This window comes from Vibrio sp. Vb1166 (genome assembly GCF_033338695.1).
Lineage (GTDB): Bacteria > Pseudomonadota > Gammaproteobacteria > Enterobacterales > Vibrionaceae > Vibrio > Vibrio alginolyticus.
Map to the genome: position 1 here is coordinate 334,250 of NZ_JAWOTE010000001.1, position 26,460 is coordinate 360,709.

The window sequence follows — 26,460 nt, forward strand, 5'->3', positions numbered from 1 at the left end:
TCAATAAATTATAGGACTTAACACGTTGTGCACGTTACTAGCACATCTCACTTGTTAAAGAAGCACGTCAATTAGGTTAACTGGTTGATTTGATATTCTTTAAGTGATTAGTTGATCACGATCTTCATCTGCAATTTGTTGAACTAGTACTCAAAAAATCTAACCCGCTGTTTTTAGGATAGATGAGTTCCCCAACATCCAACCTAACAGCAGGTGATTCCCATGACGAAAAATCTTTTCCGCCTCAGTACGATAACCCTTGGTTTGTGCCTTAGTTCTTTGTCTTTCGCGCAATCCGATCTTCCGAACATTAAAATTCTTGCCACTGGCGGCACCATAGCAGGCGCAGGTCAATCTGCAACAGAGTCAAACTACACAGCAGGTAAAGTCGGCGTTGAATCATTGATTTCTGCGGTGCCGAGTATGACCAAGATTGCCGATATTTCTGGAGAGCAAGTGGTCAGTATCGGTTCACAAGATATGAATGATGAAGTGTGGCTAAAATTATCGAAAAGAGTTAATGAGCTACTCGCTCAAGATGATGTTGACGGCATCGTCATTACTCATGGTACGGATACGTTAGAGGAAACCGCTTACTTCCTTGATCTGACCGTCAAGAGCAAAAAGCCTGTCGTGATCGTCGGTGCAATGCGTCCTTCCACCGCAATGAGTGCTGATGGACCAGTCAACTTATACAATGCAGTCGTAACAGCCACCGATGAAGATTCAGAAGGACGTGGCGTGCTAGTCGCAATGAATGACACGATTTTCGATGCGCGAGATGTGACAAAAACCAATACAACCTCCGTCAGCACTTTCCAGTCACCCAACTTTGGTGCTATCGGCTACATTCATAATAGCGATGCCAAATATCAACGAAGCCCAGAGCGTAAACATACGACAGAAACCCCATTCGATGTATCAAAGCTTACTAAGTTGCCTAAGGTCGGTATTGTTTATAACTATGCAAATGCCTCCAATTTGCCAGTGAAAGCCTTTGTGGATGCGAAGTTTGACGGCATCGTAAGTGCTGGTGTCGGTAATGGTAACTTGTACCACACTGTGTTTGATGAGCTAGAGAAAGCGAGTAAAGATGGCGTTGTTGTTGTAAGAAGCTCCCGAACGCCTAGCGGCTCAACCACTTTGGATGCTGAAATTGATGACGAAAAATACGGCTTTGTTGCCGCTGGTACATTGAACCCACAAAAAGCACGTATCTTACTGATGCTGTCACTGACTCAGACCAAAAACTATCAAGACATCCAAAAGATGTTCCAATACTATTAATTCTGTCTAAGGTTCATTCGATAGAGGAGGTACACACCTCACCTCCTCTTACACATAGCGACATGAGCGTCTCTTGTTAGCCAAACAAGCGACGCTTCATTCCTGCTTTTTCCAGAATACGCGTAGTAATTTCCTCAACAGATAGAGAGGACGTATTGATATATGGGATCGCCTCTCTTCTAAACAACGCCTCAACAGTGTCTAGCTCCAGCTTGCACTGCTCTGTGCTAGCGTAATCACTTCCAGACAAACGATTCTCACGGATTTCAGTCAAGCGCTCGGGATCGATCGTCAGCCCAAACAACTTATGACGATGGATCTCAAACTCAGGCAACAAACGCATCATCTTCACATCTTCCGCAATGAACGGATAGTTCACAACACGTAAACCAAATTGCATCGCCATGTACAAGCTAGTCGGCGTTTTTCCGCTGCGCGATACTCCCAGCAGGATAATATCGGCTTGTTCCAACCCTTTTAGCGTGATGCCATCATCATGCGCCAATGTGTATTCAATAGCCGCAATACGGTCAAAATAGGTGTCGGAATCTTTCCCCACGCTGCGAGAACGCTGCAACTTAGGCTTTGGTGCCATCTGAATGTCGTCTTGCACTTTCTGCACAATACTCTCCAACACATCGTAACTGTATGCCGGCGCTTCAAGCAGCATTTCACGTACTTCTGGAACGACAATTGAGAAAAAGACCAGAGGTTTGACGCCATTGCGCTGGTAGGAAGTTTCAATTTCTTTGACTACGTCAGTAGCTTTGTCCTGGCTTTCTACAAACGGAAAGGTTTTTTCGTTAGGAATGAACGGAAATTGACCGAGAACAACATGCCCTAATGTCTCACATGTTATCGCCGTACCGTCAGAAACATAGAATACATCACGACTTTGGTTATTTATTTGCATTTCTGTTTAATTTTTCAAAATCTTTTGAGTAGGATGGTACACATAATATTAATAAATCAGTTTGGCTTTCAGTTAGGTTCACCACAGCTTTAAAAATTCTTTTGAATTTTTTTCAGCCAGAACGTAATCGTTTGCCTTTGATATCAATCTAAATGAAGCAATGTATGGTCAACGTGTAATAACAGCCAACATGCGATTGTTTAGATCGATTTAAGTCCCCCTACTAAGCTGCAATGTTTCTGGAGAAAGACATGCAAAAGAACACCCTCTGGTTCAATGGCCTATCCATGGATGATGTCGACAAAGTCGGCGGTAAGAATGCTTCACTTGGCGAAATGGTTTCTAACCTAGCAAACGCAGGCGTTTCTGTACCAAATGGTTTTGCGACAACCTCATACGCGTTTAACCAATTCCTTGACCACGAAGGTTTGGATGAGCGTATTCACCAATTACTCGATGAACTAGACGTTGAAGATGTAGAAGCTCTGCGTAAGACAGGTGCAAACATTCGTCAATGGGTATTAGAGGCCCCTTTCCCTGCGGACCTTGAACAAGAAATTCGTGAAAATTACCAAGAACTGATCGAAGGCAATCCTGAGCTTTCAGTCGCAGTTCGTTCATCTGCTACGGCAGAAGACCTACCTGATGCTTCTTTTGCTGGTCAGCAAGAAACGTTTTTGAACGTGAAAGGCATCGACGCAGTACTAGAAGCAACTAAGCACGTTTACGCTTCTCTATTTAACGACCGTGCGATTTCTTACCGCGTTCACCAAGGGTTCGACCACCGTGGCATCTCGCTATCTGCGGGTATCCAACGTATGGTGCGTTCAGATAAAGCCTCGTCGGGTGTTATGTTTACACTAGACACTGAATCGGGTTTCGACCAAGTTGTCTTCATCACCTCTTCATGGGGTCTAGGCGAGATGGTCGTTCAAGGTGCAGTAAACCCTGACGAGTTCTACGTTCACAAGCCAATGCTTGAAGCAGGCGAACACCCAATCGTTAAGAAAACATTTGGTTCTAAGTTGATCAAAATGATCTACTCAGATAACCAAGAAATCGGCAAACAAGTTGATATCGTTGATACTTCTGATGAAGAGCGCAACACGTTCTCATTGAACGACGACGAGATCAAAGAGCTCGCAAAGCAAGCAATGATCATCGAAAAGCACTATCAGCGTCCAATGGACATTGAATGGGCAAAAGATGGCATTGATGGCAAGCTGTACATTGTTCAAGCGCGTCCTGAAACCGTATGTTCGCAAACGGAACAAAATGTGATTGAGCGCTACGAACTACAAAACAAAGCAGATGTTTTGGTTGAAGGTCGTGCAATCGGTCAGCGCATCGGTAAAGGCGTGGTTCGCTTGGTTGACTCTCTGGACCAAATGTCTCTAGTCCAAGAAGGTGACGTGCTAGTTACAGACATGACTGACCCAGATTGGGAACCAGTGATGAAAAAAGCATCTGCAATCGTAACCAACCGTGGTGGCCGTACTTGCCACGCTGCCATCATCGCTCGTGAGCTTGGTATTCCTGCGATCGTTGGCTGTGGCGATGCGACAAGCAAGTTAACCGATGGTGCAACCGTGACCGTATCTTGTTCTGAAGGTGAAACGGGCTACGTTTACCAAGGTGAACTTGAGTTTGACGTAAAACGCTCTTCTGTTGATGAACTGCCACTGCTACCAACAAAAGTGATGATGAACGTGGGTAACCCTGATCGCGCGTTTGACTTCGCACAAATTCCAAATGAAGGTGTTGGTCTTGCTCGTCTTGAATTCATCATCAATAAGATGATTGGTATCCACCCGAAAGCATTACTTAACTTTGATGCACAAAGCGATGAGCTAAAAGCAGAAATCACTCAGCGTATTCGTGGTTACAAAGATCCTATCGATTTCTACGTAAGCAAACTGACAGAAGGTATCGCAACCATTGCTGCGGCATTTTGGCCGAAACGCGTTATTGTTCGTATGTCTGACTTTAAGTCTAACGAATACAGCAACTTGGTTGGCGGTAAAGCATACGAACCGCATGAAGAAAACCCAATGCTTGGCTTCCGTGGCGCGTCTCGTTACATTTCTCCAGTGTTTGAAGACTGCTTCGAGCTAGAAACTCAAGCAATCAAACGCGTTCGTAACGAAATGGGTCTGAAAAACGTTGAAATCATGATCCCATTTGTGCGTACACCAAGCGAAGCAGCATCAGTGATTGATTTGCTAGCGAAGTTTGATCTGCGCCGTGGCGATCAGGGTCTTAAAGTCATCATGATGTGCGAACTGCCATCCAACGCGGTCCTTGCCGATGAGTTCTTGAAGTACTTTGATGGCTTCTCGATTGGCTCAAACGACATGACTCAGCTAACGCTTGGTCTTGACCGTGACTCTGGCGATGTCGCACATCTATTTGATGAGCGCAACCCAGCGGTTAAGGTGATGCTTCAGATGGCGATTGATGCGGCAACAAAAGCAGGCAAATACGTTGGTATTTGTGGTCAAGGCCCATCAGACCACGACGACCTAGCGGAATGGCTAATGGATCAAGGTATTAGCTCTGTATCACTAAACCCAGATACGGTTATCGATACTTGGTTAAAACTCGGTAAAGTTAGCAGCAAGTAACACACGATAAACTCTAGCCCTCACACTCCCCTTGTGAGGGCTTTGTTATTCACACGTCATTTCACAATCAGTTCGTGATTCCTCTCTCAAGTTCGTCATTTAGTCAATTTCATTATCAAAGTCTGATGACCTAAAATGAATGGTATATCGATAACTCCAGAGAGAATTTGATGAAAAAGCCTATCGCACTCCTTACTACATTGATGCTCCTGGCATCCCCTGCTTATGCCGATTGGGATGAAATTTCCAATAAAATGTCTGAGCTTGGCGACGCAGTTTCTGATACTGCCCAAGATGCTTGGGACGACACCAAAGCGTTTTCAAAACAAGCGTGGCAAGATTTCACGAATTGGTCCGAGGAAGCGATCAATACCGCAGGCGAATGGACAGAAGCCAGCATCGAGAAAAGCAAAGAATGGATAGATGCTGCCGACAAAAAAATTGATGAGCTGATGGAAGGCGATACGCCAGAAGAAGCTCGCCAAGCCGTGGACTTAATGGCAGATAGCGCTTTGCTCAAGTTATTTAATGAAAAGCCGGAGGCAAAAGCTATTTACGACAACGCGTACGGCTACGCGGTCTTTGATTCTCGTAAATTATCTTTGCTGTTTCACACCAACTCAGGGTCAGGAGTCGCAGTGAATAAGGAAACAGAAGAACGCACTTATATGAATATGTTTGGTTTGGGCGTTGCACTTGGGGCTGGCGGCAAATTTTACCAACAAGTGGTTCTGTTTGAGAGCAAAGAAGACTTTGATACGTTCGTCAACGAAGGATGGGAGGCCACAAGTGAAGCCTCTGCTGTTGCGGGCGAAGATTCAGAGCAACTTTCAAAACAATTTAACAGCGGCGTCGCCGTCTATCAGCTGAACGCTAAAGGTTTGCTCATCGATGCTAACGTGTCTGGTTCTAAATATTGGGTTAATGAAGAGCTCACTAACTCGCAGTAATGCATAGCAACTAATTGCTTAAATAAAACCGTTGTTATGCACCCTTATCAATAAGTTAACGGGGCTATGATTCCTCAAAACTGAGCACTTACACAACTTTCTCTATGGAAGTCACCAGAAGATGGCGACTTCCCTTTCTCGTTGGATTGGTTTTGGTTATGCTTGCGCAAAACCACCTGCAATTCGGTATCCCATGCCTGACAATAACTTTAATAATCTGCTAGCAGAAGCAATTTCTGCTCTTAACACGCCTAACTTTACTCCTAAACTTATGCGTGTCATTCGCACTCTTTTTCATTTTGATTGCGCAGTTATTTTAGGTTACCGAGAAGGTAAACATCCTATTTATCTCTACGACTCAATTGAGAACGAGCGAGAGTTACTTTTTCAACGCTACCTTACTGACTCATTTCAAAATGACCCTTTTTTTCTCAAACTAAACGAGACAAAGCAACAAGGCGTATTTACGCTCAAAGACGTGGCGCGTAAAGGCGTTGACTTCACCTCATACTGCGAGCAGTTCTATCATCAAACAGGGTGGAAAGACGAGCTTAGCATGCTAGTCGAAGTTGAATCTGGCCGTTGGGTCATGCTGTACTTCGGATATATGACTGATGGAAAATACTTTTCTCAGCAACAAATCAATAAGCTAAAGCCCTATTTCCCGATAATTCAGTCGCTTTGTCAGCAGCATTGGAAACAAACGGAATTTACCTTTTCTGAGCCTGTTTTTGCACAGAGTGCTTATTCTGGCAGTATGCGATTAGCCATTGAGCAAGCTTTAGCAACGTTTGGCGTAGAATCACTCACCCGTCGCGAACAAGAGGTAGCTTCGCTTCTCGCTCAAGGGTTTGACACAAAAGAAATTGCCGCGCGGTTACACTTAGTTCAAGGCACGGTCAAAAATCATCGAAAGCGAATTTACTCGCAATTAAATGTGTCTTCATTGAGTGAGTTATTCCAGCTTTTCCTCAATCACCTCATTCTCCATTCAAGATAAAAAACTGTCCCTTAAGGGATATATCGAGAAAAGGTGTCGCGTTTTAGTCTGAATGTAACAACCACTAAGACAGACAAGAAGAATGACGACACCATTACTGCAAGATTTACAAGATCGTGGCTTGATTGCACAAGCCAGCGATTTGGAAGAAATTCAGACACTTCTCTCACAGCCACAAACCGTTTACTGCGGCTTCGATCCTACAGCTGGCAGTTTGCATATCGGCCACCTCGTGCCTTTGATTATGCTTAAGCGCTTTCAAGATGCCGGACACCAAGCTGTTGCCTTGATTGGCGGTGCAACGGGCATGATTGGCGACCCAAGCTTTAAAGCGACTGAGCGCAGTCTGAACTCAGAGGAAATCGTCTCAGGCTGGGTAAACGATCTTTCTAATCAAATTCAGCAGTTGATGAACCACCAACTGACCAAGCCGATGATCATGGTGAACAACGCTGACTGGATGAAAGCGATCAATGTGATCGACTTCTTCCGCGATGTGGGTAAGCACTTCTCGATCAATACTATGGTCAACCGAGAATCGGTAAAACAACGCCTGCAACGACCTGACCAAGGTATCTCCTTCACCGAATTTAGCTACGCCCTACTGCAATCGTACGATTTTGCCGAGCTAAACCGTCGATACGGTTGCCGTTTGCAAATCGGTGGCAATGACCAATGGGGAAACATCGTCAGCGGGATCGATTTAACTCGCCGTCAAAATGGTGAGCAAGTATTTGGCTTAACTCTGCCGCTGATCACCAAATCCGATGGTACCAAATTTGGCAAAACCGAAGGCGGCGCAGTATGGCTAGATCCTAGCAAAACCTCTCCTTACGCGTTCTACCAGTTCTGGCTTGGCGCAGAAGACGCCGACGTTTACCACTTCTTGCGTTACTACACGTTCTTGAGCTGCGAAGAAATTGCCAGCATTGAAGCGCAAGACCAAGCAAGCCAAAGCAAGCCACAAGCACAACGTATTCTCGCTGAGGAAATGACGCGATTTGTTCATGGCGAAGACGGCCTAGCCAGTGCCGAGCGTATCACTCAAGCTTTATTCAGCGGTAATGTGCAACAACTGAGTTTGGGTGAATTAAAACAGTTGGAGTTGGATGGTTTACCAAGCATTGAGAGCACACAACAAGATTTGGTTGAGCTGTTGATTGAGTCGGGCTTAGCAAGTTCGAAGCGTGTTGCACGCGAACACATCAGCAACAACGCCATCAGTGTAAACGGTGAAAAAGTGGCGGCTGATAACCCGAGTTTAAGCTTCCCACTGTTTGATCAATATTGGTTACTGCAACGCGGTAAAAAGCACTTCTGCGTCGTGAAGCGTGCCGCGTAGTAACACTCGAAGTACAAAGCCCATAAAAAATTCCCCTCACCGCTTTCGTGATGAGGGGAATTCAAATTTGAACGATTTTAAGCCTAACAATAGGCAAAGGCGTTGCTTATTGCGTTCTTAAACGTTGCCAGTACTTTTCGTAAATCGCTAACGTTTCTGCGCCAACATCATTAATAAACTCGCCTTTTTTCATGTCTTCTGATGAAGGGAAAATAGTACGGTTGTTTTTCAATTCTTCTGGCAATTTGTCACGCCCAGCGTTCGTTGCCGACGCATAACCCAAACTGGTCACGATTTCCGCTTGGTTCTCTGATTGGTACATGAAGTTAATAAATTTATGCGCCAATGCTTTGTTTTTACTGCCAGACGGAATAGTGAAGTTGTCCATCCACAATACCGCGCCCTCTTCCGGCATCACGAACTTCAGCTCAGGCATTTCAACCTGTCCTTGGAATGCGTTGCCGTTCCATTGCATGCCGACCGATGTTTCACCGGACACGTAAGGGACTTGCGGCGCATCTGAGTTATACAGTAATACGTTGTTTTTCAGCGCGACTAGAGAATCAAAAGCCTGCTCGATTTCAGCTTCATCTTTGGTGTTCACGCTATGGCCATTTTTCTTCAGCGCCATACCGAACACGTCGCGGACATCATCAATCAACATGACTTGTTGTTCGTATTGCGACTCCCATAAGTCAGCCCATTTTTTCACTGGTTGCTCAACCATGGATTCGTTGTAGCTGATCCCGGTAATGCCCCAAATATAAGGCAGAGAGTAATCATTTTTCGGATCGTGCGCTTGGCCAAGTAAGCCGTCCATTGTGTCTTGCATGTTTGGCACTTGAGCGTGATCTATTTTCGAAAGCAGCCCTTCTCGACCCATTTTTTCAATGAAGTACGCAGAAGCAAAAACCACATCGTAGCCAGAACCTTTTAGCAATTTCAGCTTAGTGTACATTGATTCATTATTCTCAAATGTCGAATAATTAATCGTAACGCCTTCTTGTTTTTCAAACGCTTTTAACGATGCTTCCGGCAAATAGCCACCCCATGCATAAACGTTCAACGTTTTGCTATCTGCATGAGCAAACATGCTGAGCACAAGAGCACTCAGCCCCAATCCTTTGATGATTAATTTCATGGTATGCAATCCAACCAGTCCAGCGACGCGCTGGGATTCGGGTGCATAATTAGGTAATTGTTACCCAATTGAAAGAAAATTTAATTAATCTTTAACAGCAAAAATATTTATCGAATTTATAAAATTAACGCATGTTTTTAATAGCGACTGTGCATACCAAAATGATGAGACATTCCATCTTCCATTCGGCCGCCTTTCCAGCCACCAGAGCCGAGTAAATTAAGCACATCTTGAGCGGTATAGTCGGCACCAGAAAAGAAATCATGCGCCACGTCAGAGCGTATTGCTTGCAACTCTGGTTGATTTTCCAAATCAAGATCTTGCGGATCCGCATATAATGCCAACGCAATTTTTTGTTGGCACGCGCTTAACTCACTGGTGCTCGTCTTTACCTGACCAACCGAAAAGTACTCACGACTGCCGTATCCCACTATCAATCTGGTACTCATTAGCTTAATCACTTTCTTAATGCGGCGACGTTGTATAAATCTCAACATGTTTTGTTATTCCTGTATTAAGTTGGCTATGTCGTATTCTTTTGTTCGAATTAAAACACTCTGTTTTATCCGCGAAATTTCTCTAGCGCTTTTCGCGATGATCGGTTGTATAATACGATCCTGAAATATTTTGTTACGTTACCTCGGTAACCCCTGAGACTGCAACATGAACAACAGCAGATGGGTCGGCTTTATAGGCGGCACGATTGTCTTACTTAGTACCTTTATCCTCTTCGGATCTTCCGTCCACTCTGCTTGGTACCGAATCCCTGCGGAAGCCATTCATGGTATCGCCTTTACTTTGGCTTTTGGTTTAGGGTTAAACAGCCTGCTGGCGTACGCGACGGCAGTGATTACTCTTGCTGCACTATTCTACATTGGCTTTGTCGTTAGCTATCGGGTCCATCAGAAACTTAAATAAACTTCTGTCTCAACCTGAGCTTAATAACGGATACTTAATAACTAAAAAGGGAGCAAATGCTCCCTTTTTAGTTATCAGCATATAGATGTTCTATGCCCGCTTTAATCATTAAGGTGGTATACCCTCAACGACTGCTGCATACCTGAAACATGATCACCTAAATACTCAACCGTCATTGGAACCTTGGCCAACAGAGTAAAACTAGAGTCACTGAACCTTCCATCAGCATCACTCTCCAAATGAACAAAAAACGCAGGCTTATCCGCAATCAATGTAATTCGCCTCCCTTCAATAGAGACATCTATATTGGCTTTCGCTATCGGCAAGGTTTTTAGCTCGTGAGTACTAAACCATGTGTTGCTTATTCTGTCTTCACCGATTTGCGCTTCAACATAGAAGAAGCCTGACGTAAGTTCATCCTTCTCGATCAATTCATCCAACTGCCACAAAATCGTATTGCTGTCTGCTATGACTGTTTGTTCTAAGCTCCAACATTGCTTTTCTTCCCCTTGCCAATCTACCCACTTAAGCAGTGCGTTGACGCTTGCGGACTCTTTTGCATCATTGAGCAAATGTAGGCTCAACTTGCCTGTATGCTCGGAAAATACCAAATACTGCGGCGCAAAAAAGCGTTTTGCATGGTAGTGCAACTGCTTCCATCGACCACTGTATTCCAAACTAGACCAAGAACTGACAGGCCAATTGTCGTTGAGTTGCCAGTACAGCATGCCGCGACAAACTGGAGAAATGGCACGCCAATGATCGCAAGCAGTTTTGATCGCGATTGCCTGCTGAACTTGACTTAAATACAGCATGCTCTCAAATCCAGAGGGAAAACGAAAATAGCGCGTGAACATCTCTGTGATAATACTATTACCACGAGGGTTCTTCTGATGTTGTTCGAAAGTTGGGGATGTAATATTCCAGTCTTGCTCAGGGACAAACCGCTTAACTTCAGCAAAAGATGGCCAAGATTGAAAACCAAACTCAGAGCAAAAACGAGGATTCACGTCAAGGTCGGCACTGAATGATTTTCCTGAATGCCAAACGTCCCAAAAGTGCATATCGCCTTTACTATCATCATGCCACGCATCACCGAAATCCAGTTCACCATTACATGGGGAACTTGGCCAGAAACGGCGAGTGCTATCTTGCTCGGTAATCTCCTTCTCAATCATGCGGTTGAGGCGATCGTAGTTAACCGTGTATTTGACTTTACTGCGCTTAGATTCGTCATACCAACCAATAGCTCCAATCACTTCATTGTCACCACACCAAAGTGCGATTGATGGGTGCTCCTTGAGCCTCGGGATTTGGAATCTAAGTTCTTCTTCTACCTCTTTTAAAAACTCGTCGTTTGATGGGTACAACGAGCAGGCGAACATCATGTCTTGCCACACCAACAAGCCAAGTTCATCACAAAGGTTATAAAAGGTTTCACTCTCGTACTGACCACCGCCCCATACGCGAATCATGTTCATGTTGGCGTCAACCGCACTTTGCAAAAGGTTGCGATAACGTGTTTCGTACTCTCGCCCCGGCATTGCGTCAATAGGGATCCAGTTGGCACCTTTAGCATTAATCGGTACGCCATTGACGATAAATTCCATTGCAGAGCCGTGCTCATCAGCTTGGTTATTTAGGGTTAACTGACGCAAACCAATGTTGTGCGTTAACTTTTGCTCTCTGCAAGAAATGGAAATGGGATAGAGATACGCTTCGCCATAACCCGATGGCCACCAGCGTTGAGGCTCCAAAATGTGGAACTGGCAATGATAGTGACCACTTCCTTTTGTTTGAATACATTGACGCTCACCATTAAATTCAACCATCATTTCATGGCGTTGACTGTCCGTTTCCACTTCAACTACTACATCAAGAAACACACTCCCATCGGCTTGCCATTGCTGCTCTGTCGAGAAGCCTTTGAGCCAAAGCTCATTCACAATGTCGATTTGAATGGGGTCGTAAATACCCGATACCATCAAGCAAATGCCCCAGTCCCATCCGGAATGGCATTGTGTTTTGCGGATCAAGTTCATGTGTGGAATTTGGTTGTTGCCCATTGCCGATGGAATAGGAAATGGCAGTTTTTTTGCTCTTGCGATACCTTCTAAATCCGCCCGAGCAAACTCAACCCGAATCGTGTTAGTACCTTGCTTTAAATGCGGTTTAATATCCACACGTTGTTGAGTAAACATGTTGCTGCAAGTTAGTGCTAACTCACCATTAATATAAAAAGCTGCCAAGGTATCGACACGAGTTAGCGTCATCCAAACTTGCTTGGCAGACAACGTAAACGCGTCGACTTCAAACTCACGCGAGATATGCCACTCACACTCTTCAATCCATCGAACTTTGTTTTCATTATCGGCAAAATAAGGATCTGGAATCTGCTCTGCTTGTAAAAGCGCCGACACATTATCGCCCGGAATAAACATTGGAATTTCAAGATTGGGGCGCTGTGGCGAGGTAAGCATCCACTGCCCGTTAAGTTCGAAGTGAGCCATTGAGTTAAACCTTAGCTTGGGAAAAACATGTTTTCTCAATGTAATCCTGATAATCCCATGCAAAAACAAGGGAAATGTTAATTACATACGAAATGCGGTGCATTTCACGTAAAAACTCTTTCTTTTGATCTCTACCCAAAAATCAGCAACTTGGCTAACCTGTTAAAAATTAATCGAAATCTAAGGTTATATTTGCAACTTCGACATGTTAACATCATCGGCTTTTTGAACATCCTCACACTTTTCGTTGAAACGATGTGAGGGGAAATGCACGGCTTCATAGCCCTAAAAAGCGAAGTAATTATGTCAAATATGACGAATGCCGCCTCCCACACAGCGCCTATTCAGGATGCTGACTATTCTGCTATTCATCCCCCATCTTTACTCAAGCGCCTCGAACTCACCAATCCTGTCTTTTGGTTAAGTGGTAGCTTCCTCACTCTATTCGTTTTACTTGCTCTAACGAATACCGACTCTCTAACCGCAATGGTTAACACCGGCTTCGGCTTTGCTACTAAATATTTCGGAGCTTACTGGCAAGTACTGCTTCTTCTGAATTTCCTAATTGGTTTGGCTCTTGCGTTTGGTCGCACTGGTTATGTGCGCCTAGGTGGTCTAGCGAAACCTGATATTGATAACTTTAAGTGGTTGTCAATCGTACTCTGTACTCTACTTGCAGGTGGTGGTGTGTTCTGGGCCGCAGCTGAGCCTATCGCGCACTTTGTGACTGCTCCGCCTCTATACGGGGAAGCCTCACCGAAAACTGCCGCAATCAATGCCCTATCTCAGTCTTTTATGCACTGGGGCTTCTTAGCTTGGGCGATCCTTGGTGGTCTATCTTCCATTGTCTTAATGCACTTGCATTACGATAAAGGCCTGCCTCTTAAGCCGCGTACTCTGCTTTACCCTGTTTTTGGTGATAAAGCCATTAAAGGCTGGATTGGTGATGTTGCTGACGCATGTAGCATCATTGCAGTAGCAGCAGGAACCATCGGTCCTATCGGCTTCTTAGGTTTACAAATTAGCTACGCGCTAAACTCATTGTTTGGCCTGCCAGATACGTTCGTAACGCAAAGCATGGTTATCATGGCGGCGATCCTGATGTATACCCTTTCCGCACTGAGCGGTTTGAGCAAGGGTATTCAAATCGTCAGTCGTTACAACATCATTTTGTCTGTACTATTAATTGGTTACATCCTGTTCTTCGGGCCGACAAGCTTTATCGTTGATGGCTACGTGCAAGGCGTTGGTCGTATGGTGGATAACTTCTTCCCTATGGCACTTTACCGTGGTGATACAGGCTGGCTAAGTTGGTGGACAGTATTCTTCTGGGGTTGGTTTATCGGTTATGGCCCAATGATGGCGATCTTTATTGCTCGTATCTCTCGTGGTCGTACAATTCGCCAATTAATCATGTCTATTAGCATCGCGGCACCGCTGATTACTTGCTTCTGGTTTAGTATCGTTGGTGGCAGTGGCCTTGCGTTTGAACTTGATAACCCTGGTTTGATTTCATCTGCGTTTGAAGGCTTTAACTTGCCTGCAGCACTGCTAGCGATTACTGGTGAATTACCTTACCCAATGATCATTTCGGTTCTGTTCCTGATCTTAACGACAACATTTATCGTGACGACGGGTGACTCGATGACTTACACAATCAGTGTAGTGATGACGGGCTCAACAGAACCAAACGCAGTGATTCGCTCGTTCTGGGGGCTGATTATGGGTATTGTCGCTATTGCGCTTATCTCAATGGGCTCTGGTGGTATTTCTGCATTGCAGTCTTTCATTGTAATTACTGCCGTACCTGTGTCTTTCATTTTGCTGCCAAGCATTTGGAAAGCACCCGGCATTGCAAGCAGAATGGCGAAAGAGCAAGGCCTCGTTTAAACCGCCTCTCTAACCAATATGCGAAAAAGAGCCCTTCATTGGGCTCTTTTTAATTCTGCGCTTTATCCTACGCTATCAATGCGAATCATCACGGCGTCTGGACGCCAATACTCGAATTCGCAGTCCATTAAATGCCCATCTTGTTTGTAGTTTACCCGCCGAATTTTCAGAACGGGTTGTCCTTCAGCTAGGTTCAACGCCTTAGCGACATGAGCAGGAGCTGACGTTGGAATCACATCAAAACGAGAGTGCTTTGTCTCGTAACCATACTTCTCACGATAAATGCCCGTCAGGGACATGGTGAGGTTCTCAGACAATATACCCTCAAACAGTGCCGCTTTGAGCACGTTCTCAACAAACAATACCGCTCGCCCATCAATAAAACGTAACCGTTCAATTACATAAATTGGGGTAATTCGCTCCACCTCTAACGATTTGGCATACTCACCTGCGGCCATTTCACTTCGCACGTTGAGTAACTTAGTTTCTGCAATACGATGCTGCTCTCGAATCATCTGATGGAAGTGAGAACGAGACAACGGGTTGTAACAGATACGCTCAGGAGATACATACCAACCCCGGCGCTCTTCTCGATAAATAAGACCTTCCGTTTCCAAAGACACCAACGCATCTTTGATAGTGATTCGAGTTGTAGAAAACAGCTCACTGAGCTCTCTCTCTGACGGCAGTTTTTGTCCTTCCGACATGATGCCGGAAAGAATCTGCTGTTTTAAGCTGCTTCTAATTTTTCCTAATTGGGTACCAAATTGTCCGGTGCCTGTCGCTCTCATTCTGATCTAGTCCAACGATAATTTGACGAATAACATAAGGCGTTTACGTAACAAAAATATGACATTAATCAACAGAACACATACTGAACGTATGAAATATAAGTGCCACATAAAATCAGCAAAACTGTCAAATTACTTGCGCTAAATCGTCACATTCCATCCATAGCATACAAAGCGAACTTACTGACCTAGTCCAGAAGGATGGAGACAATGAAAACTTTGCTAAGTCGTTCAATTACCGCACCAGCGGCAATCATTGCGGTAACGCTCGCTACGCCAACAGTAGCGAAAGAAGCCGATATTGAATCTTTGGTAGCAGCAGCACAAAAAGAAGGGGCGGTTTACAGTGTGGGTATGCCTGACAGTTGGGCAAACTGGAAAGACACTTGGGCTGATTTAAAGTCAAATTACAACCTTAAGCACCAAGACACGGATATGAGCTCGGCTCAAGAAATCGCAAAATTCGAAGCTGAGAAGAAAAACGCGACCGCAGACATTGGTGACGTAGGCTTTGCCTTCGCACGTGTAGCGGTTAAAAAAGGCGTCACTCAGCCATATAAACCAACAACTTGGAATGACATCCCAGATTGGGCAAAAGACGAAGATGGTCATTGGGCACTTGCTTACACTGGCACTATTTCTTTTATCTCCAACAATAACCTCGTAAAAGACGCGCCAAAAACGTGGGATGACCTATTAAAAGGCGACTACAAAGTGACCGTAGGTGACGTAGGCGTAGCAGCACAGGCAAACAACGCGGTTCTCGCCGCAGCGTTCGCCAACGGTGGGGACGAATCCAACCTCAAGCCTGCGCTCAAATTCTTTTCTGAACTCGCGAAGCAAGGTCGTCTTTCATTTACCGATCCGAACATCGCCAACCTAGAAAAAGGCGAAGTTGAAGTGGCGATCATGTGGGACTTCAATGCATTGAACTACCGCGACAAAATTGACCGCGACCGCTTTACAGTGAGCATTCCTCAAGATGGCTCTGTGATTTCTGGTTATACAACCATAATCAATAAATACGCGAAGAACCCTAATGCAGCAAAGCTTGCTCGTGAATACATCTTCAGCGATCAAGGGCAAATCAACTTAGCAGAAGGTTATGCGCGTCCAATCCGCACCAACATCACACTGCCTCAAGCAGTGCAAGACAAGCTAATTGCTAATGACCAATACAGCAATGTTCACCCAGTGACTGACTTCTCAGCTTGGGAAAAGTCCGCACGTAAGCTGCCACGTCAATGGCAAGAAAGTGTCTTAATCCACCAGCAATAAGAGTAAGTCGTTATGAGCAATAAGGTAATCCTTGTTGTTCTAGATGGACTGAACTATCAGGTAGCCCGTGATTGCATGGGCTACCTCAATGGTCTTCTAGAACAAAGTCGTTCCCAACAAGAAACTCGCGCAACGCTTTATCCTGTGCAGTGTGAGCTGCCCTCTATGTCTCGCCCACTTTATGAGTGCATTTTAACGGGCGTTCGCCCTGTAGAAAGCGGCATCGTAAACAACAATATCGTTCGTCTATCCAAACACGATTCCATTTTCAGTTTGGCAAAAGCCCAAGGAAAAGTGACCGCTGCGGCTGCCTACCACTGGGTAAGTGAGCTTTATAATCGCGCGCCATTTGAACCTGTTCGCGATCGTTTCACGCATGATGAAACCCTGAATATCCAGCACGGCTGCTTTTACCATTGGGATCATTATCCTGATGAAGCCTTGTTCCTGGACGCAGAGTATTTACGCCGCAACTATCAACCTGATTTCTTACTGATCCATCCGATGAATATCGACGATACAGGACATAAGTTTGGCCTAGACTCTCGCCAATACCGCAATTGTGCGCGAGGTGCAGACATTATTCTTTCCAACTACATCGATCAATGGCTTGCTGATGGGTATCAAATCATTGTGACCAGCGATCATGGCATGAACAACGATCTTTCTCACGGTGGGATTTTACCTGAAGAGCGAGAAGTTCCCCTGTTTGTCATTGGTGATAAGTTTACCCATCAAGATTGTCATATTAAGCAAACTGATATTTGTGGCACCGTTTGTCAATTGCTAAACCTTGACCACACGAAGCCATACACTCAGGAATTGTTAGCACTATGAGCAGTTCAGTCCTCTCCCCAAGCTCCAGCGAATCACGTTCAAATTTGGCAAGTACTTGGTTAAAGCGCTTTAAGCCAGCCATTTGGTTGGCGCCTTTCGCACTGTTTTTCTATCTATTTCAACTCGCACCGATGATTTGGGTACTGTTAAACAGCTTTATCTACGATGGCGAGTTTGCCTTCGATAACTACATTGAAGTGCTCGACTCCGCCTTTATGATGCAGGCGTTTGGCAACAGTTTGTGGTTAGCTGTATGGTCGAGCATTTTTGGCTTAGCCATTGCGACTCTGTTGGTCTCTTCTCTGCGCAGAGTCGATTCTAAAGTCCGCGACGGTGTGATTGCGTTTACGAACATGAGCAGCAACTTTGCAGGCGTACCTCTGTCATTCGCTTTTATTATTATTTTGGGCACCAATGGGGCGATTACCCTTTTGCTCAAGCAGTATGGCTTACTCGGTGATTTCGACCTTTATGGTAAATGGGGCCTGCTGGCCATTTACATCTACTTCCAAATCCCGCTGGCGGTGTTGCTGCTCTACCCTGCGTTCGACGCGTTGAGTGATGATTGGCAAGCTGCTGCTGCGCTACTGGGAGCCAAAACATCACAGTATTGGGCGAAAATCGCGCTGCCAGTGCTCTCACCAGCCTTATTCGGTACCTTTATTATCTTAATAGCCAACGCAATTGGCGCTTATGCGAGTGTTTATGCGCTGACCTCCGGTAACTATAACGTCATCACAATTCGAATTGCGAGTCTGGTATCGGGAGACCTGTTCCTTGAACCTAATCTCGCCGCTGCAATTTCGGTGATTCTAATGGCGTTACTTGCCTTTATCACAGTGATTAACCAATGGCTCATTTCGAAAAGCTATGCAGGTAGGAAGTAGTCATGAACAACGTTAATACGCGACTCCATAAAACAGTGGTTTATTCCATTGTTGGGATCATGCTCATCCCGATTTTAGCGACCTTTGTCTATTCGCTTTCATCACGCTGGGGCGCTACAGTGCTTCCGGATGGTTTCACTTTTGATTGGTACGTTAAATTGCTGACCGACCCGCGTTTTTTGCAAGCATTTGGGCGTTCGCTGTTTATTTGTATTGCTTCGCTAACCCTCAGTGTGATTTTGGTTCTTCCAGCGATATTCGTGGTGTTTTACTACTTTCCAAGGCTCGATAAGCTCATGAACGTATTGATTTTGCTACCATTCGCTGTACCACCAGTGGTGTCCTCCGTCGGCTTGCTTCAACTTTATGCTGACAGTGAAATCTCCCTTATCGGTACTCCTTGGATTCTAGTAGGTACTTACTTCACCATCGCGTTACCGTTCATGTATCGTGCGATTTCTAATAGCTTCGAAGCAATTAACCTTAACGATTTAATGGACGCTGCACACTTGCTAGGAGCAAGCACAACCAAAGCGTTTTTGATGGTCATTTTACCTAACCTCAAAAAAGGACTGATGGCATCGCTTTTCCTTTCATTTTCATTTCTATTGGGAGAGTTTGTGTTCGCCAATATTTTAGTCGGCACACGTTATGAAACCCTGCAAATCTACTTGTATAACATGCGTCAGACGAGCGGCCACTTTACGTCTGCCTTAGTGATGACCTACTTCCTATTTATTTTTTTACTGACTTGGTTGGCAAGTCGTTTCAGCCGAGGAGTCAAACAATGAGCTACGTAACAGCGAAAAATCTGACTAAACGTTTTGGTGATAACACCGTATTTGAGGACATTCACTTTAACATCGAGCAAGGTGAATTCATTACGCTTTTGGGCCCTAGCGGTTGTGGTAAATCGACACTACTTCGCAGCCTTGCTGGGCTTAACCCTGTCGATGGAGGCGAGGTTTGGGTAAACGGAGAAGATATCACGCATCAAGTCCCGCAAGAGCGTGGTATTGGGATGGTCTTTCAATCGTATGCGCTGTTTCCCAATATGACCGTCGAAGGCAACATTGCATTTGGCTTAAAAATGAAAAAGCTTGCGAATGATGATATTCGACGTGAAGTGGCTAAAGTCATCAAACTGGTGGATCTGGCAGGTAAAGAAAAACACTATCCGCATCAACTTTCTGGCGGTCAGCGCCAGCGTGTCGCACTCGCTCGAGCATTGGTGGTGAAACCTCGCATATTATTGCTTGATGAGCCACTTTCTGCGCTTGATGCCAAAATCCGCAAACACCTTCGTCAGCAAATCCGAGACATTCAGAAAGAGATGAATCTCACCACTATCTTCGTAACTCATGACCAAGAAGAGGCGATGATTATGTCTGATCGTATCTTCCTAATGAGTAAAGGGGAAATTGTTCAAGCAGGAACACCTGAAGAAATTTATACTCATCCTGCTAACGAGTTTGTGGCCGGTTTCATGGGGCACTACAACCTTGTAGAGGCCAATAAAGCCAAGCAACTCTTCAACATTGATACCGAATGGAAAGTAGCGATTCGCCCAGAGTCTATATATGTAAAAGAGCAAGGTCGTCAATATGATAGCCACATCTCAGCGCCACAAGTAGGTACGATCACCAACCACCAGCTTCTAGGTAATGTTATTCGCTATCAAGTGAACGTTGAAGAGTGTGAGCTCACTGTTGACTTACTTAACCGCTCTTCAGAACGCTTACTAGCGAATGGCAGCCAACTAGAACTACTCTTTAACCTAAACGAAATTCAACCAGTGAGAGCCTAAACATGTCCAAACCTTTGTATGTTTTTGATATGGATGAAACCCTAATAAACGCTGACTGCGCAATGATTTGGAACGAGTTTATGGTTGAGAAAGGCATCGCGACTGATCCTTTATTTATTATGGAAGATCAGCGTCTAATGGCCTTGTACTCTGAAGGCAAAATGGACATGGAAGATTACCTAGCGTTCTCCATGAAGCCACTAGAAAACATGCCGATTGAAGAAGTAAACGCCTTGGTTGAAGAATGTGTTGAAAGCCATATTTTGCCTAAACAGTTCCCTCAAGCCAAAACCCTGATTGAGCAACTGTCTCGTGATGGTATAGATATGGTTATCATCTCTGCCAGCGTCACTTTTTTGGTGGAAGCCGTTGGTCGCCGTCTTAATATTCCAACCGCACTCGGAATTGATTTAATCGAGAAAAACAACCGTTATACTGCTGAAATCGACGGTATCCCGAGTTATCGTGAAGGCAAAGTCACGCGATTAAAACAGTGGCTAGAAAATCAGCCTGAGCCTTATTCCGAAATCCATTTCTATACCGATTCAATCAACGATTTACCACTTTGTGAATACGCGAACTACGCTTATCTGGTAAATCCATGCCCACAACTAAAAGAACACGCCAACAGACCGAATTGGAGTGTGTTAAGTTGGGGGTGATATAGCCTCACAAGCCCGTTCTTCCTAAGTAAATACTTTTCTATTTGTTCAAAGAGCAGTTCTTTCTGCTCTTTTTTACTTCTCTTCTTCACAAATTAATCACTTGATTAAATACTGATTAATTTTTCACATGTCGCATGAGAAATCAGCGTCTTATAATTAATCAAATGTTTAATATTTTGAGAGAAGATTGTGACGGAAGCGCATCGAAGGGCGGGAAGACCCACAGATAATATCGACGCAAGGGAAAAACTGATTTTCCACGCGCGCGAACTCTTCACCATTATGGCTTATGACAAGGTCTCTACTCGCCTAGTCGCGCAGAAAGCAGGCGTGAACGTGGCGATGATTCGTTACTACTTTGGCAACAAAGAAGGCTTGTTCGAGACCATGTTGCGCGAAACACTGTCACCGATGCAAAAGCAGATGCAGACGTTGGTATCCAACAGTAACGAGCAAAACTTTCTCGATCTAATGCGCACCTACTACCGCGAAATGATCAAGGTACCACAGTTCCCACGCTTAGTTGCCCAAGTTATGAATATGCCCCCATCGGAAACCCAACGCAAACTGCTCGAAAAAGTCTTCGCAGATATCAGTAAGCCAATGCAAGGTGTGATCTTTGATAAGTTGATCGACAGTGGCGTTTTACGAAAAGACGCCGACCCTCAACTTTGTCGCGTCTCTTACATCAGCTTGATGGTATTTCCTTTTATGGCACCACCAGCACTGCTCGCCATTCATGGCATTGAACTTTCTGAAGCCTTCTTGAACCGATTATTCGAACACAACATACAACTGATGAAACATGGATTTTTAGACTCGGGCGACCAATATGAAGATAAATAAAAAGCTGCTGTTCTTTCCTGCTCTTGCGGTGGGGGTCGTCATTCTGTTTTTGGCGATTAGCCTCAAACCAGATTTGCCCGTAAAACCCGCTGGAGATCGTGCACGGTTGGTCGAGACGATTCCACTTGAGCTCAAAGCCATTGCTCCAGTAGCCATAGGGTTTGGCAAGATCGCCCCAAAAGTGGAATGGAAAGCGATAGCCGAAGTGACGGGGAAAGTGGTCTACCGCCATCCGCAGCTGGAAAAAGGACAAGTGTTGCAAGCAGGGACAGAAATCTTGCGAATCGACCCACTCGATTACGAACTGAAACTGGTTCAAGCTCAAGCCGATCTCAAATCTGCTCAAACCTCTCTGGCTAAGCTGAACCAAGAAGAAGCGAATCTCAAAAGCACACTCAAGATAGAAGCCAACCGTCTGGTTATCGCCAACAAAGAGTTAGACCGTAAACAAAACCTACGTAAAAAAGGCCTAACCTCGCAATCGGATGTAGATCAGCAAGAGCAAAGCGCGCTCTCTCAACGTAAATTAGTGCTGGATATTGAAAATCAAATTGGTTTGATGCCGGATGAGAAACGAGTCGCGGAAGCCCTAGTTAAAGTTAATGCATCAAAAGTGGATGAGGCCGAACGCTCGCTTGATAAAACCATCATCACGCTTCCTTACGATTTGCGTATTGCTGACGTAGAAATTGAGAAAAAGCAAGTGGTTAACCTCCAACAAACCATGGTGACAGGACATGGTATTGATGTCATGGAAGTGGAAGCTCAACTATCCATTCATGACATGCAAACTTTGGCGGCGAGCATCGGTGAGTTTGTCCGCGATGAATCTGGTATTCCACAACCTGATATGAATGCGATTCATGCCAACATTGAACTCAGCAGCGGTAACCTCTCTGCAAGCTGGCCTGCGAAAGTTGCACGCATCAGTGAAACGGTTGATCCAAGCCAAGCGACTGCCGGTGTGATTCTGGAAATTGAACAAGACTACCGTGCATTAAACCCAACGTCTGCGCCTCCATTGGTGAACGGCATGTTTGTGCGTGCCTTGATTGAGGGACAAGAGAACCCGAGTTGGGTCATCCCAGAGCGTGCGCTTCATGGCGATAAGATTTACCTGATGGGAGATGACAACCGTCTGCAAGTCGTCACGGTTGAAGTGTTATATCGCCGCAATAACCAAGTGGTGATCGATGGTGAACTAGAGCGAGGTCAGAAGCTGATCATCAACGATTTGCTGCCCGCAATTAACGGCATGCTATTGAAAGAGTCACCTGAACAGTCAGAAGCCACTATTGAGGAGTCTGATTCATGATCCGATTCTTCGCCAAGCATCCAACAGCAGCCAACTTGCTGATGCTAACGCTGCTGATATTGGGGATTTCTTCACTTTCCACGATTAAGCGTGAAACTTTTCCTGAGTTTGATCCGCCCTACATCCTAGCTGGTGTGGTTTACCCAGGAGCTTCCCCGCAAGAAGTCGAAGAGAGTATCTGTGTCCGAATGGAAGATGCTGTTGATGGCCTTGCTAACATTGAAGAAACGCAATGTGAAGCGATAGAAGGCTCTGCGCGTCTTATCTTAAAACTGAATGAAGAAGCCGACATTGGGCGCATGTTGGTTGATGTTCAAACCCAGATCAACTCGATAAACGACTTCCCACAAGAGATTGAATCTCCTGTGGTCCAAGAGCTCGATTGGAACGAGCCAGTTGTGGATGTCGCGATCACCGCAGATACCACATGGCCAGAGCTAAAAGCGTATGCCGAACAGCTTAAACGCACGTTAAAAATCGATTACGATGTCTCTTTGGTTGAAGTTGCTGGCTTCTCTGACCACCAATACCGAGTAGAGTTAGACACTCAAGCTATCCGACAACTTGGTTTGAGTGTTGGTGATATTGCGGACCAGATTGGTCGTCAAAACGTCAAGTTGCCAAGTGGCAATGTCGAAACGCCAGATAAGAACTTTCTGATCCGCTTTGACGAACGACGCGTGACGCCGGAAGAGCTTGAGACTATCGTCGTGGGCTCTGGTACAAATGGCTCAATCATCCGTCTAAGAGATATTGCGACGATTACCGACCGGTTTGAATTGGACGAACAGAAAGTCCTCTTCGATGGTCACCCTTCTGCCCTACTAAAAGTCAGCAAAAACAAAGAAGATGACGCACTGCGTATCAAGGAACGGGTTGCTCAATTTGTCGAAGAACAACAAGCTATCGCGCCAGACGGTGTGATGCTACAAATGACCAATGACCTTTCATCTGTGCTTTGGGATCGCCTGACCATGATGGTCAAAAACGGTTGGCAAGGTATCATTCTGGTTTTCGCCACCATGTGGTTGTTCTTTAGTTTTCGCTACTCTTTTTGGGTCGCAGCTGGTTTGCCCGTAGCCTTCTTAGGTGGGTTATTTTTGATGGCGCAACTTGGCCTGTCCATCAACATCATGTCTTTGGTCGGGTTACTCATGGCCATCGGTATCATGATGGATGATGCCATCGTTATTGCCGAATCGATTGCCGCTCACCTCGACCGAGGAGAAGAGATCGATGATGCCGTTATCAAAGGAGTGAAAAAGGTACTGCCAGGGGTAATTTCTTCCTTCCTAACTACGGTGTGTATTTTTGGTAGCTTGTTATTCCTGCAAGGTGAAATGGGTGCGGTACTTAAAGCAGTTCCTCAAGTTCTGATCCTCGTTTTGAGTTTGAGTTTGGTGGAAGCCTTCTTGATCCTACCTAACCACCTTTCTCATTCGCTACATAAACAAAAGCAAGAGCGAAAAACACCGAAGTTCAAACAAAAGCTGCTCGCTTCTTTTGAAAACTTCCGCAACACCACCTTGGTCAACGCAGTAGATAAAGTGGTCGAGTATCGCTATGCCTTTATGGGTGGCGTGGTTGCCTTGCTTCTTATCTCCGCGGCCACGTTAGTAGGTGGTTTACTCAAGTTCCAACCCTTCCCTGAATTGGATGGCGACATTGCAGAAGCGCGTATTATTCTTCCTCCGGGTTCTTCTCTGTCTCAAACGGAAGCTGTCGTCGATAAGATCGTCGCTTCCGCTCAAAAGCTAGATAAAGAATGGACAGAGAAAGTGGAAGACGGCAATCCATTGGTTCTACACATTACCAGTCAATTCAACGCTAACGCCGACGCGAATGAATCTGGCCCTCACATTGCCACGGTACGTCTGGATTTGCTGGGCGCCGAGAGTCGTAACACACTCATCGATGAATTTATCGACGCATGGCGTGAAGACATTGGTGAACTTGCCGATCCTATCTCGCTGGTATTTAAACAACCGACCATGGGGCCGGGTGGACGAGCGATTGAAATTCGAGCGAAGCATGATGAACTGGATGCGCTCAAAGCCGCCTCTATCGACATTCAACAATACTTAAATGAGTTTGACGGTGTCCATGGCGTGTTGGATGACATGCGTATGGGTAAAGAAGAAGTCTTGGTAAAACTGCGTCCGGGCGCAGAAGCTTACGGGATTAACGGCCAACTCATCGCCAATCAATTGCGTGCAGCTTTCTTTGGCCAAACCGCAGACGAGATCCAAGTTGGGGTAGAAAACATTTCAATCGAAGTTCGCCTCGATAAAGCACAAGCCGGTGACTTACAGCAATTGGCAAACTTTCCGATTATCTTGTCCGATGGCAGTCAAATCCCCCTCGCAACCATTGCGACTTTGGATTTCCAACGTAATTACGTAAGAATCCAGCGCATTGATGGCTTGAGGACTGTGAGCGTATTCGGCGATATCAACAATACGAAAGCCAACTCAACCGCCATTATTCGTCAGTTCCAACAGGATGAGGCGCCAAAGCTTATGCAAAAGTATCCTGGTCTTCGCTTTGATTTTGAAGGCGAAGCCAAAGATACCGCTGAAACTGGCGCATCAATGGGTAAAGGCTTCTTGCTTGGTTTATTTGGCGTGTTTGCGATTCTGAGTTACCAATTCCGCAGTTATTTGGAACCATTCGTCGTCATGCTTGCGATTCCACTCGCCTTTATTGGCGTGGTATGGGGACACATCCTACTCGGTCACTCATTAAGTATGCCGAGTATGATGGGCTTTGTCTCACTAGCGGGGATTGTGGTGAATGACTCGATTCTGTTAGTTCAGTACATACGCCATCATGTCGATGAAGGGGATAATGTGCACGACTCAGTAGTCAAAGCCAGTCGGGAACGCTTTAGAGCAGTATTCCTGACATCAATGACCACTGCAGCAGGTTTGCTTCCGTTACTGACTGAAACCAGTTTGCAAGCACAGGTTATCCAACCACTGGTTATCTCTATCGTGTTTGGTATTTTCGCATCCACTCTGCTGGTGTTGTTTATGATCCCTGCTGCGTATGCCATTTTAGCTGACTTCGGCCTAGTCCATAAGCACGAAGAAATCTAAAACGACTGATAAGTAAACTTATCAAAATGCACAAGAGCGGCTTAGGTCGCTTTTTGTTCAATACCAATGCGTTAAAAAACACACAATCACTTAACAAACAGAGGGTTATTGTGTCTCATTAAGTGTGAATATGAACAGTTAAGGATTAAGTATGTTGAGTTTTATATAACCAAATCAAATAACCAACACAAGATTTATAATATGTCTTATTGTCAAAAACGGAATTTCACAGAGTAAAAATACACGCAGGCAACACATTCACAATTTAAACTCACGATAATGAAAACATTGATTGAAGAATTAACATTTTAACAATCATTACAACAATGTTAACTTTAGCCTCGTTGGTCGTGCTGGTGGT

21 protein-coding genes are annotated in these 26,460 nt (G+C 45.1%); 16 read left to right on the forward strand and 5 right to left on the reverse strand.

Annotated features, from left to right (window positions below):
* The first annotated feature begins 222 nt into the window (after nt 1–222).
* Nucleotides 223–1,287 carry an L-asparaginase 2 gene (gene ansB / locus R7E51_RS01390; protein ID WP_115386508.1) on the forward strand — a complete coding sequence of 355 codons (1,065 nt, stop codon included), beginning with the start codon at nt 223–225 and terminating at the stop codon, nt 1,285–1,287.
* A 76-nt stretch (nt 1,288–1,363) separates the two neighbouring features.
* On the opposite strand, the gene ppsR is transcribed toward ansB, so the two are convergent.
* Nucleotides 1,364–2,200, reverse strand: a complete 837-nt coding sequence (gene ppsR, locus R7E51_RS01395) for a posphoenolpyruvate synthetase regulatory kinase/phosphorylase PpsR (RefSeq protein ID WP_005373820.1) — start codon at nt 2,198–2,200, stop codon at nt 1,364–1,366.
* A gap of 251 nt (nt 2,201–2,451) precedes the next feature.
* Between ppsR and ppsA the strand changes: the two genes are divergently transcribed.
* The 4 genes from ppsA (at nt 2,452) to tyrS (ending at nt 8,116) form a co-directional block, all read left to right on the forward strand.
* Complete coding sequence (ppsA, locus tag R7E51_RS01400) at nt 2,452–4,824, forward strand: phosphoenolpyruvate synthase (RefSeq protein WP_005373822.1); 2,373 nt, start codon at nt 2,452–2,454, stop codon at nt 4,822–4,824.
* Between the two features lie 170 nt (nt 4,825–4,994).
* Nucleotides 4,995–5,774: a hypothetical protein gene (locus R7E51_RS01405; RefSeq protein WP_005373824.1), complete on the forward strand. Its 780-nt coding sequence runs from the start codon at nt 4,995–4,997 to the stop codon at nt 5,772–5,774.
* 193 nt (nt 5,775–5,967) lie between these two features.
* Nucleotides 5,968–6,774: a response regulator transcription factor gene (locus R7E51_RS01410; RefSeq protein WP_021707696.1), complete on the forward strand. Its 807-nt coding sequence runs from the start codon at nt 5,968–5,970 to the stop codon at nt 6,772–6,774.
* Between the two features lie 82 nt (nt 6,775–6,856).
* Nucleotides 6,857–8,116, forward strand: a complete 1,260-nt coding sequence (tyrS, locus tag R7E51_RS01415) for a tyrosine--tRNA ligase (RefSeq protein WP_206957458.1) — start codon at nt 6,857–6,859, stop codon at nt 8,114–8,116.
* Nucleotides 8,117–8,222: 106 nt separating this feature from the next.
* Here tyrS and R7E51_RS01420 read toward each other — a convergent pair whose 3' ends face one another.
* Nucleotides 8,223–9,257, reverse strand: a complete 1,035-nt coding sequence (locus R7E51_RS01420; protein ID WP_005387081.1) for an ABC transporter substrate-binding protein — start codon at nt 9,255–9,257, stop codon at nt 8,223–8,225.
* 137 nt (nt 9,258–9,394) lie between these two features.
* Nucleotides 9,395–9,754: a DUF6559 family protein gene (locus tag R7E51_RS01425; RefSeq protein ID WP_206957457.1), complete on the reverse strand. Its 360-nt coding sequence runs from the start codon at nt 9,752–9,754 to the stop codon at nt 9,395–9,397.
* A gap of 166 nt (nt 9,755–9,920) precedes the next feature.
* On the opposite strand from R7E51_RS01425, the gene R7E51_RS01430 reads away from it, so the two are divergent.
* Complete coding sequence (locus tag R7E51_RS01430) at nt 9,921–10,175, forward strand: hypothetical protein (protein WP_017819806.1); 255 nt, start codon at nt 9,921–9,923, stop codon at nt 10,173–10,175.
* A 101-nt stretch (nt 10,176–10,276) separates the two neighbouring features.
* Here the strand turns inward: R7E51_RS01430 and R7E51_RS01435 are convergent, their stop codons facing one another.
* The gene (locus tag R7E51_RS01435) at nt 10,277–12,685 is read right to left on the reverse strand and encodes a beta-mannosidase (RefSeq protein ID WP_206957456.1); all 2,409 of its coding nucleotides are present in this window, start codon (nt 12,683–12,685) and stop codon (nt 10,277–10,279) included.
* A gap of 303 nt (nt 12,686–12,988) precedes the next feature.
* Between R7E51_RS01435 and R7E51_RS01440 the strand changes: the two genes are divergently transcribed.
* Nucleotides 12,989–14,575: a BCCT family transporter gene (locus R7E51_RS01440; protein WP_005373846.1), complete on the forward strand. Its 1,587-nt coding sequence runs from the start codon at nt 12,989–12,991 to the stop codon at nt 14,573–14,575.
* A 62-nt stretch (nt 14,576–14,637) separates the two neighbouring features.
* Here R7E51_RS01440 and R7E51_RS01445 read toward each other — a convergent pair whose 3' ends face one another.
* Nucleotides 14,638–15,366 (reverse strand): UTRA domain-containing protein, encoded by a 729-nt coding sequence (locus R7E51_RS01445; RefSeq protein WP_206957455.1) that lies wholly within the window; start codon nt 15,364–15,366, stop codon nt 14,638–14,640.
* A gap of 210 nt (nt 15,367–15,576) precedes the next feature.
* On the opposite strand from R7E51_RS01445, the gene R7E51_RS01450 reads away from it, so the two are divergent.
* The 9 genes from R7E51_RS01450 to R7E51_RS01490 all read left to right on the forward strand — a co-directional run bounded on the left by R7E51_RS01450 (nt 15,577) and on the right by R7E51_RS01490 (nt 26,099).
* Nucleotides 15,577–16,644: an ABC transporter substrate-binding protein gene (locus R7E51_RS01450; RefSeq protein WP_005373851.1), complete on the forward strand. Its 1,068-nt coding sequence runs from the start codon at nt 15,577–15,579 to the stop codon at nt 16,642–16,644.
* Between the two features lie 12 nt (nt 16,645–16,656).
* Nucleotides 16,657–17,481, forward strand: coding sequence for an alkaline phosphatase family protein (locus tag R7E51_RS01455; RefSeq protein ID WP_005373854.1), 825 nt, complete (start codon nt 16,657–16,659; stop codon nt 17,479–17,481).
* Nucleotides 17,478–18,368, forward strand: coding sequence for an ABC transporter permease (locus tag R7E51_RS01460; RefSeq protein WP_017633568.1), 891 nt, complete (start codon nt 17,478–17,480; stop codon nt 18,366–18,368). Before R7E51_RS01455 ends, R7E51_RS01460 begins: the two co-directional genes overlap by 4 nt.
* 2 nt (nt 18,369–18,370) lie before the next feature.
* A complete protein-coding gene (locus tag R7E51_RS01465; RefSeq protein ID WP_206957454.1) occupies nt 18,371–19,159 on the forward strand; it encodes an ABC transporter permease in 789 nt (262 codons plus the stop codon).
* Nucleotides 19,156–20,175 (forward strand): ABC transporter ATP-binding protein, encoded by a 1,020-nt coding sequence (locus R7E51_RS01470; RefSeq protein WP_025767985.1) that lies wholly within the window; start codon nt 19,156–19,158, stop codon nt 20,173–20,175. The genes R7E51_RS01465 and R7E51_RS01470 overlap by 4 nt, the downstream gene beginning before the upstream one ends.
* Before the next feature lie 2 nt (nt 20,176–20,177).
* Nucleotides 20,178–20,837, forward strand: coding sequence for an HAD family hydrolase (locus R7E51_RS01475; RefSeq protein WP_017633566.1), 660 nt, complete (start codon nt 20,178–20,180; stop codon nt 20,835–20,837).
* A gap of 192 nt (nt 20,838–21,029) precedes the next feature.
* Nucleotides 21,030–21,686 carry a TetR/AcrR family transcriptional regulator gene (locus R7E51_RS01480; protein ID WP_021707693.1) on the forward strand — a complete coding sequence of 219 codons (657 nt, stop codon included), beginning with the start codon at nt 21,030–21,032 and terminating at the stop codon, nt 21,684–21,686.
* Nucleotides 21,673–23,001, forward strand: coding sequence for an efflux RND transporter periplasmic adaptor subunit (locus R7E51_RS01485; RefSeq protein ID WP_206957453.1), 1,329 nt, complete (start codon nt 21,673–21,675; stop codon nt 22,999–23,001). Before R7E51_RS01480 ends, R7E51_RS01485 begins: the two co-directional genes overlap by 14 nt.
* Nucleotides 22,998–26,099 (forward strand): efflux RND transporter permease subunit, encoded by a 3,102-nt coding sequence (locus R7E51_RS01490; RefSeq protein WP_206957452.1) that lies wholly within the window; start codon nt 22,998–23,000, stop codon nt 26,097–26,099. The genes R7E51_RS01485 and R7E51_RS01490 overlap by 4 nt, the downstream gene beginning before the upstream one ends.
* Nucleotides 26,100–26,460: the final 361 nt, after the last annotated feature.

What these genes read in the sequence shown, in the direction of transcription:
- ansB (WP_115386508.1), top strand. Translation starts at nt 223, where the DNA reads ATGACGAAAAATCTTTTCCGCCTCAGTACGATAACCCTTGGTTTGTGC.
- ppsR (WP_005373820.1), bottom strand. Translation starts at nt 2,200, where the DNA reads ATGCAAATAAATAACCAAAGTCGTGATGTATTCTATGTTTCTGACGGT.
- ppsA (WP_005373822.1), top strand. Translation starts at nt 2,452, where the DNA reads ATGCAAAAGAACACCCTCTGGTTCAATGGCCTATCCATGGATGATGTC.
- R7E51_RS01405 (WP_005373824.1), top strand. Translation starts at nt 4,995, where the DNA reads ATGAAAAAGCCTATCGCACTCCTTACTACATTGATGCTCCTGGCATCC.
- R7E51_RS01410 (WP_021707696.1), top strand. Translation starts at nt 5,968, where the DNA reads ATGCCTGACAATAACTTTAATAATCTGCTAGCAGAAGCAATTTCTGCT.
- tyrS (WP_206957458.1), top strand. Translation starts at nt 6,857, where the DNA reads ATGACGACACCATTACTGCAAGATTTACAAGATCGTGGCTTGATTGCA.
- R7E51_RS01420 (WP_005387081.1), bottom strand. Translation starts at nt 9,257, where the DNA reads ATGAAATTAATCATCAAAGGATTGGGGCTGAGTGCTCTTGTGCTCAGC.
- R7E51_RS01425 (WP_206957457.1), bottom strand. Translation starts at nt 9,754, where the DNA reads ATGTTGAGATTTATACAACGTCGCCGCATTAAGAAAGTGATTAAGCTA.
- R7E51_RS01430 (WP_017819806.1), top strand. Translation starts at nt 9,921, where the DNA reads ATGAACAACAGCAGATGGGTCGGCTTTATAGGCGGCACGATTGTCTTA.
- R7E51_RS01435 (WP_206957456.1), bottom strand. Translation starts at nt 12,685, where the DNA reads ATGGCTCACTTCGAACTTAACGGGCAGTGGATGCTTACCTCGCCACAG.
- R7E51_RS01440 (WP_005373846.1), top strand. Translation starts at nt 12,989, where the DNA reads ATGTCAAATATGACGAATGCCGCCTCCCACACAGCGCCTATTCAGGAT.
- R7E51_RS01445 (WP_206957455.1), bottom strand. Translation starts at nt 15,366, where the DNA reads ATGAGAGCGACAGGCACCGGACAATTTGGTACCCAATTAGGAAAAATT.
- R7E51_RS01450 (WP_005373851.1), top strand. Translation starts at nt 15,577, where the DNA reads ATGAAAACTTTGCTAAGTCGTTCAATTACCGCACCAGCGGCAATCATT.
- R7E51_RS01455 (WP_005373854.1), top strand. Translation starts at nt 16,657, where the DNA reads ATGAGCAATAAGGTAATCCTTGTTGTTCTAGATGGACTGAACTATCAG.
- R7E51_RS01460 (WP_017633568.1), top strand. Translation starts at nt 17,478, where the DNA reads ATGAGCAGTTCAGTCCTCTCCCCAAGCTCCAGCGAATCACGTTCAAAT.
- R7E51_RS01465 (WP_206957454.1), top strand. Translation starts at nt 18,371, where the DNA reads ATGAACAACGTTAATACGCGACTCCATAAAACAGTGGTTTATTCCATT.
- R7E51_RS01470 (WP_025767985.1), top strand. Translation starts at nt 19,156, where the DNA reads ATGAGCTACGTAACAGCGAAAAATCTGACTAAACGTTTTGGTGATAAC.
- R7E51_RS01475 (WP_017633566.1), top strand. Translation starts at nt 20,178, where the DNA reads ATGTCCAAACCTTTGTATGTTTTTGATATGGATGAAACCCTAATAAAC.
- R7E51_RS01485 (WP_206957453.1), top strand. Translation starts at nt 21,673, where the DNA reads ATGAAGATAAATAAAAAGCTGCTGTTCTTTCCTGCTCTTGCGGTGGGG.
- R7E51_RS01490 (WP_206957452.1), top strand. Translation starts at nt 22,998, where the DNA reads ATGATCCGATTCTTCGCCAAGCATCCAACAGCAGCCAACTTGCTGATG.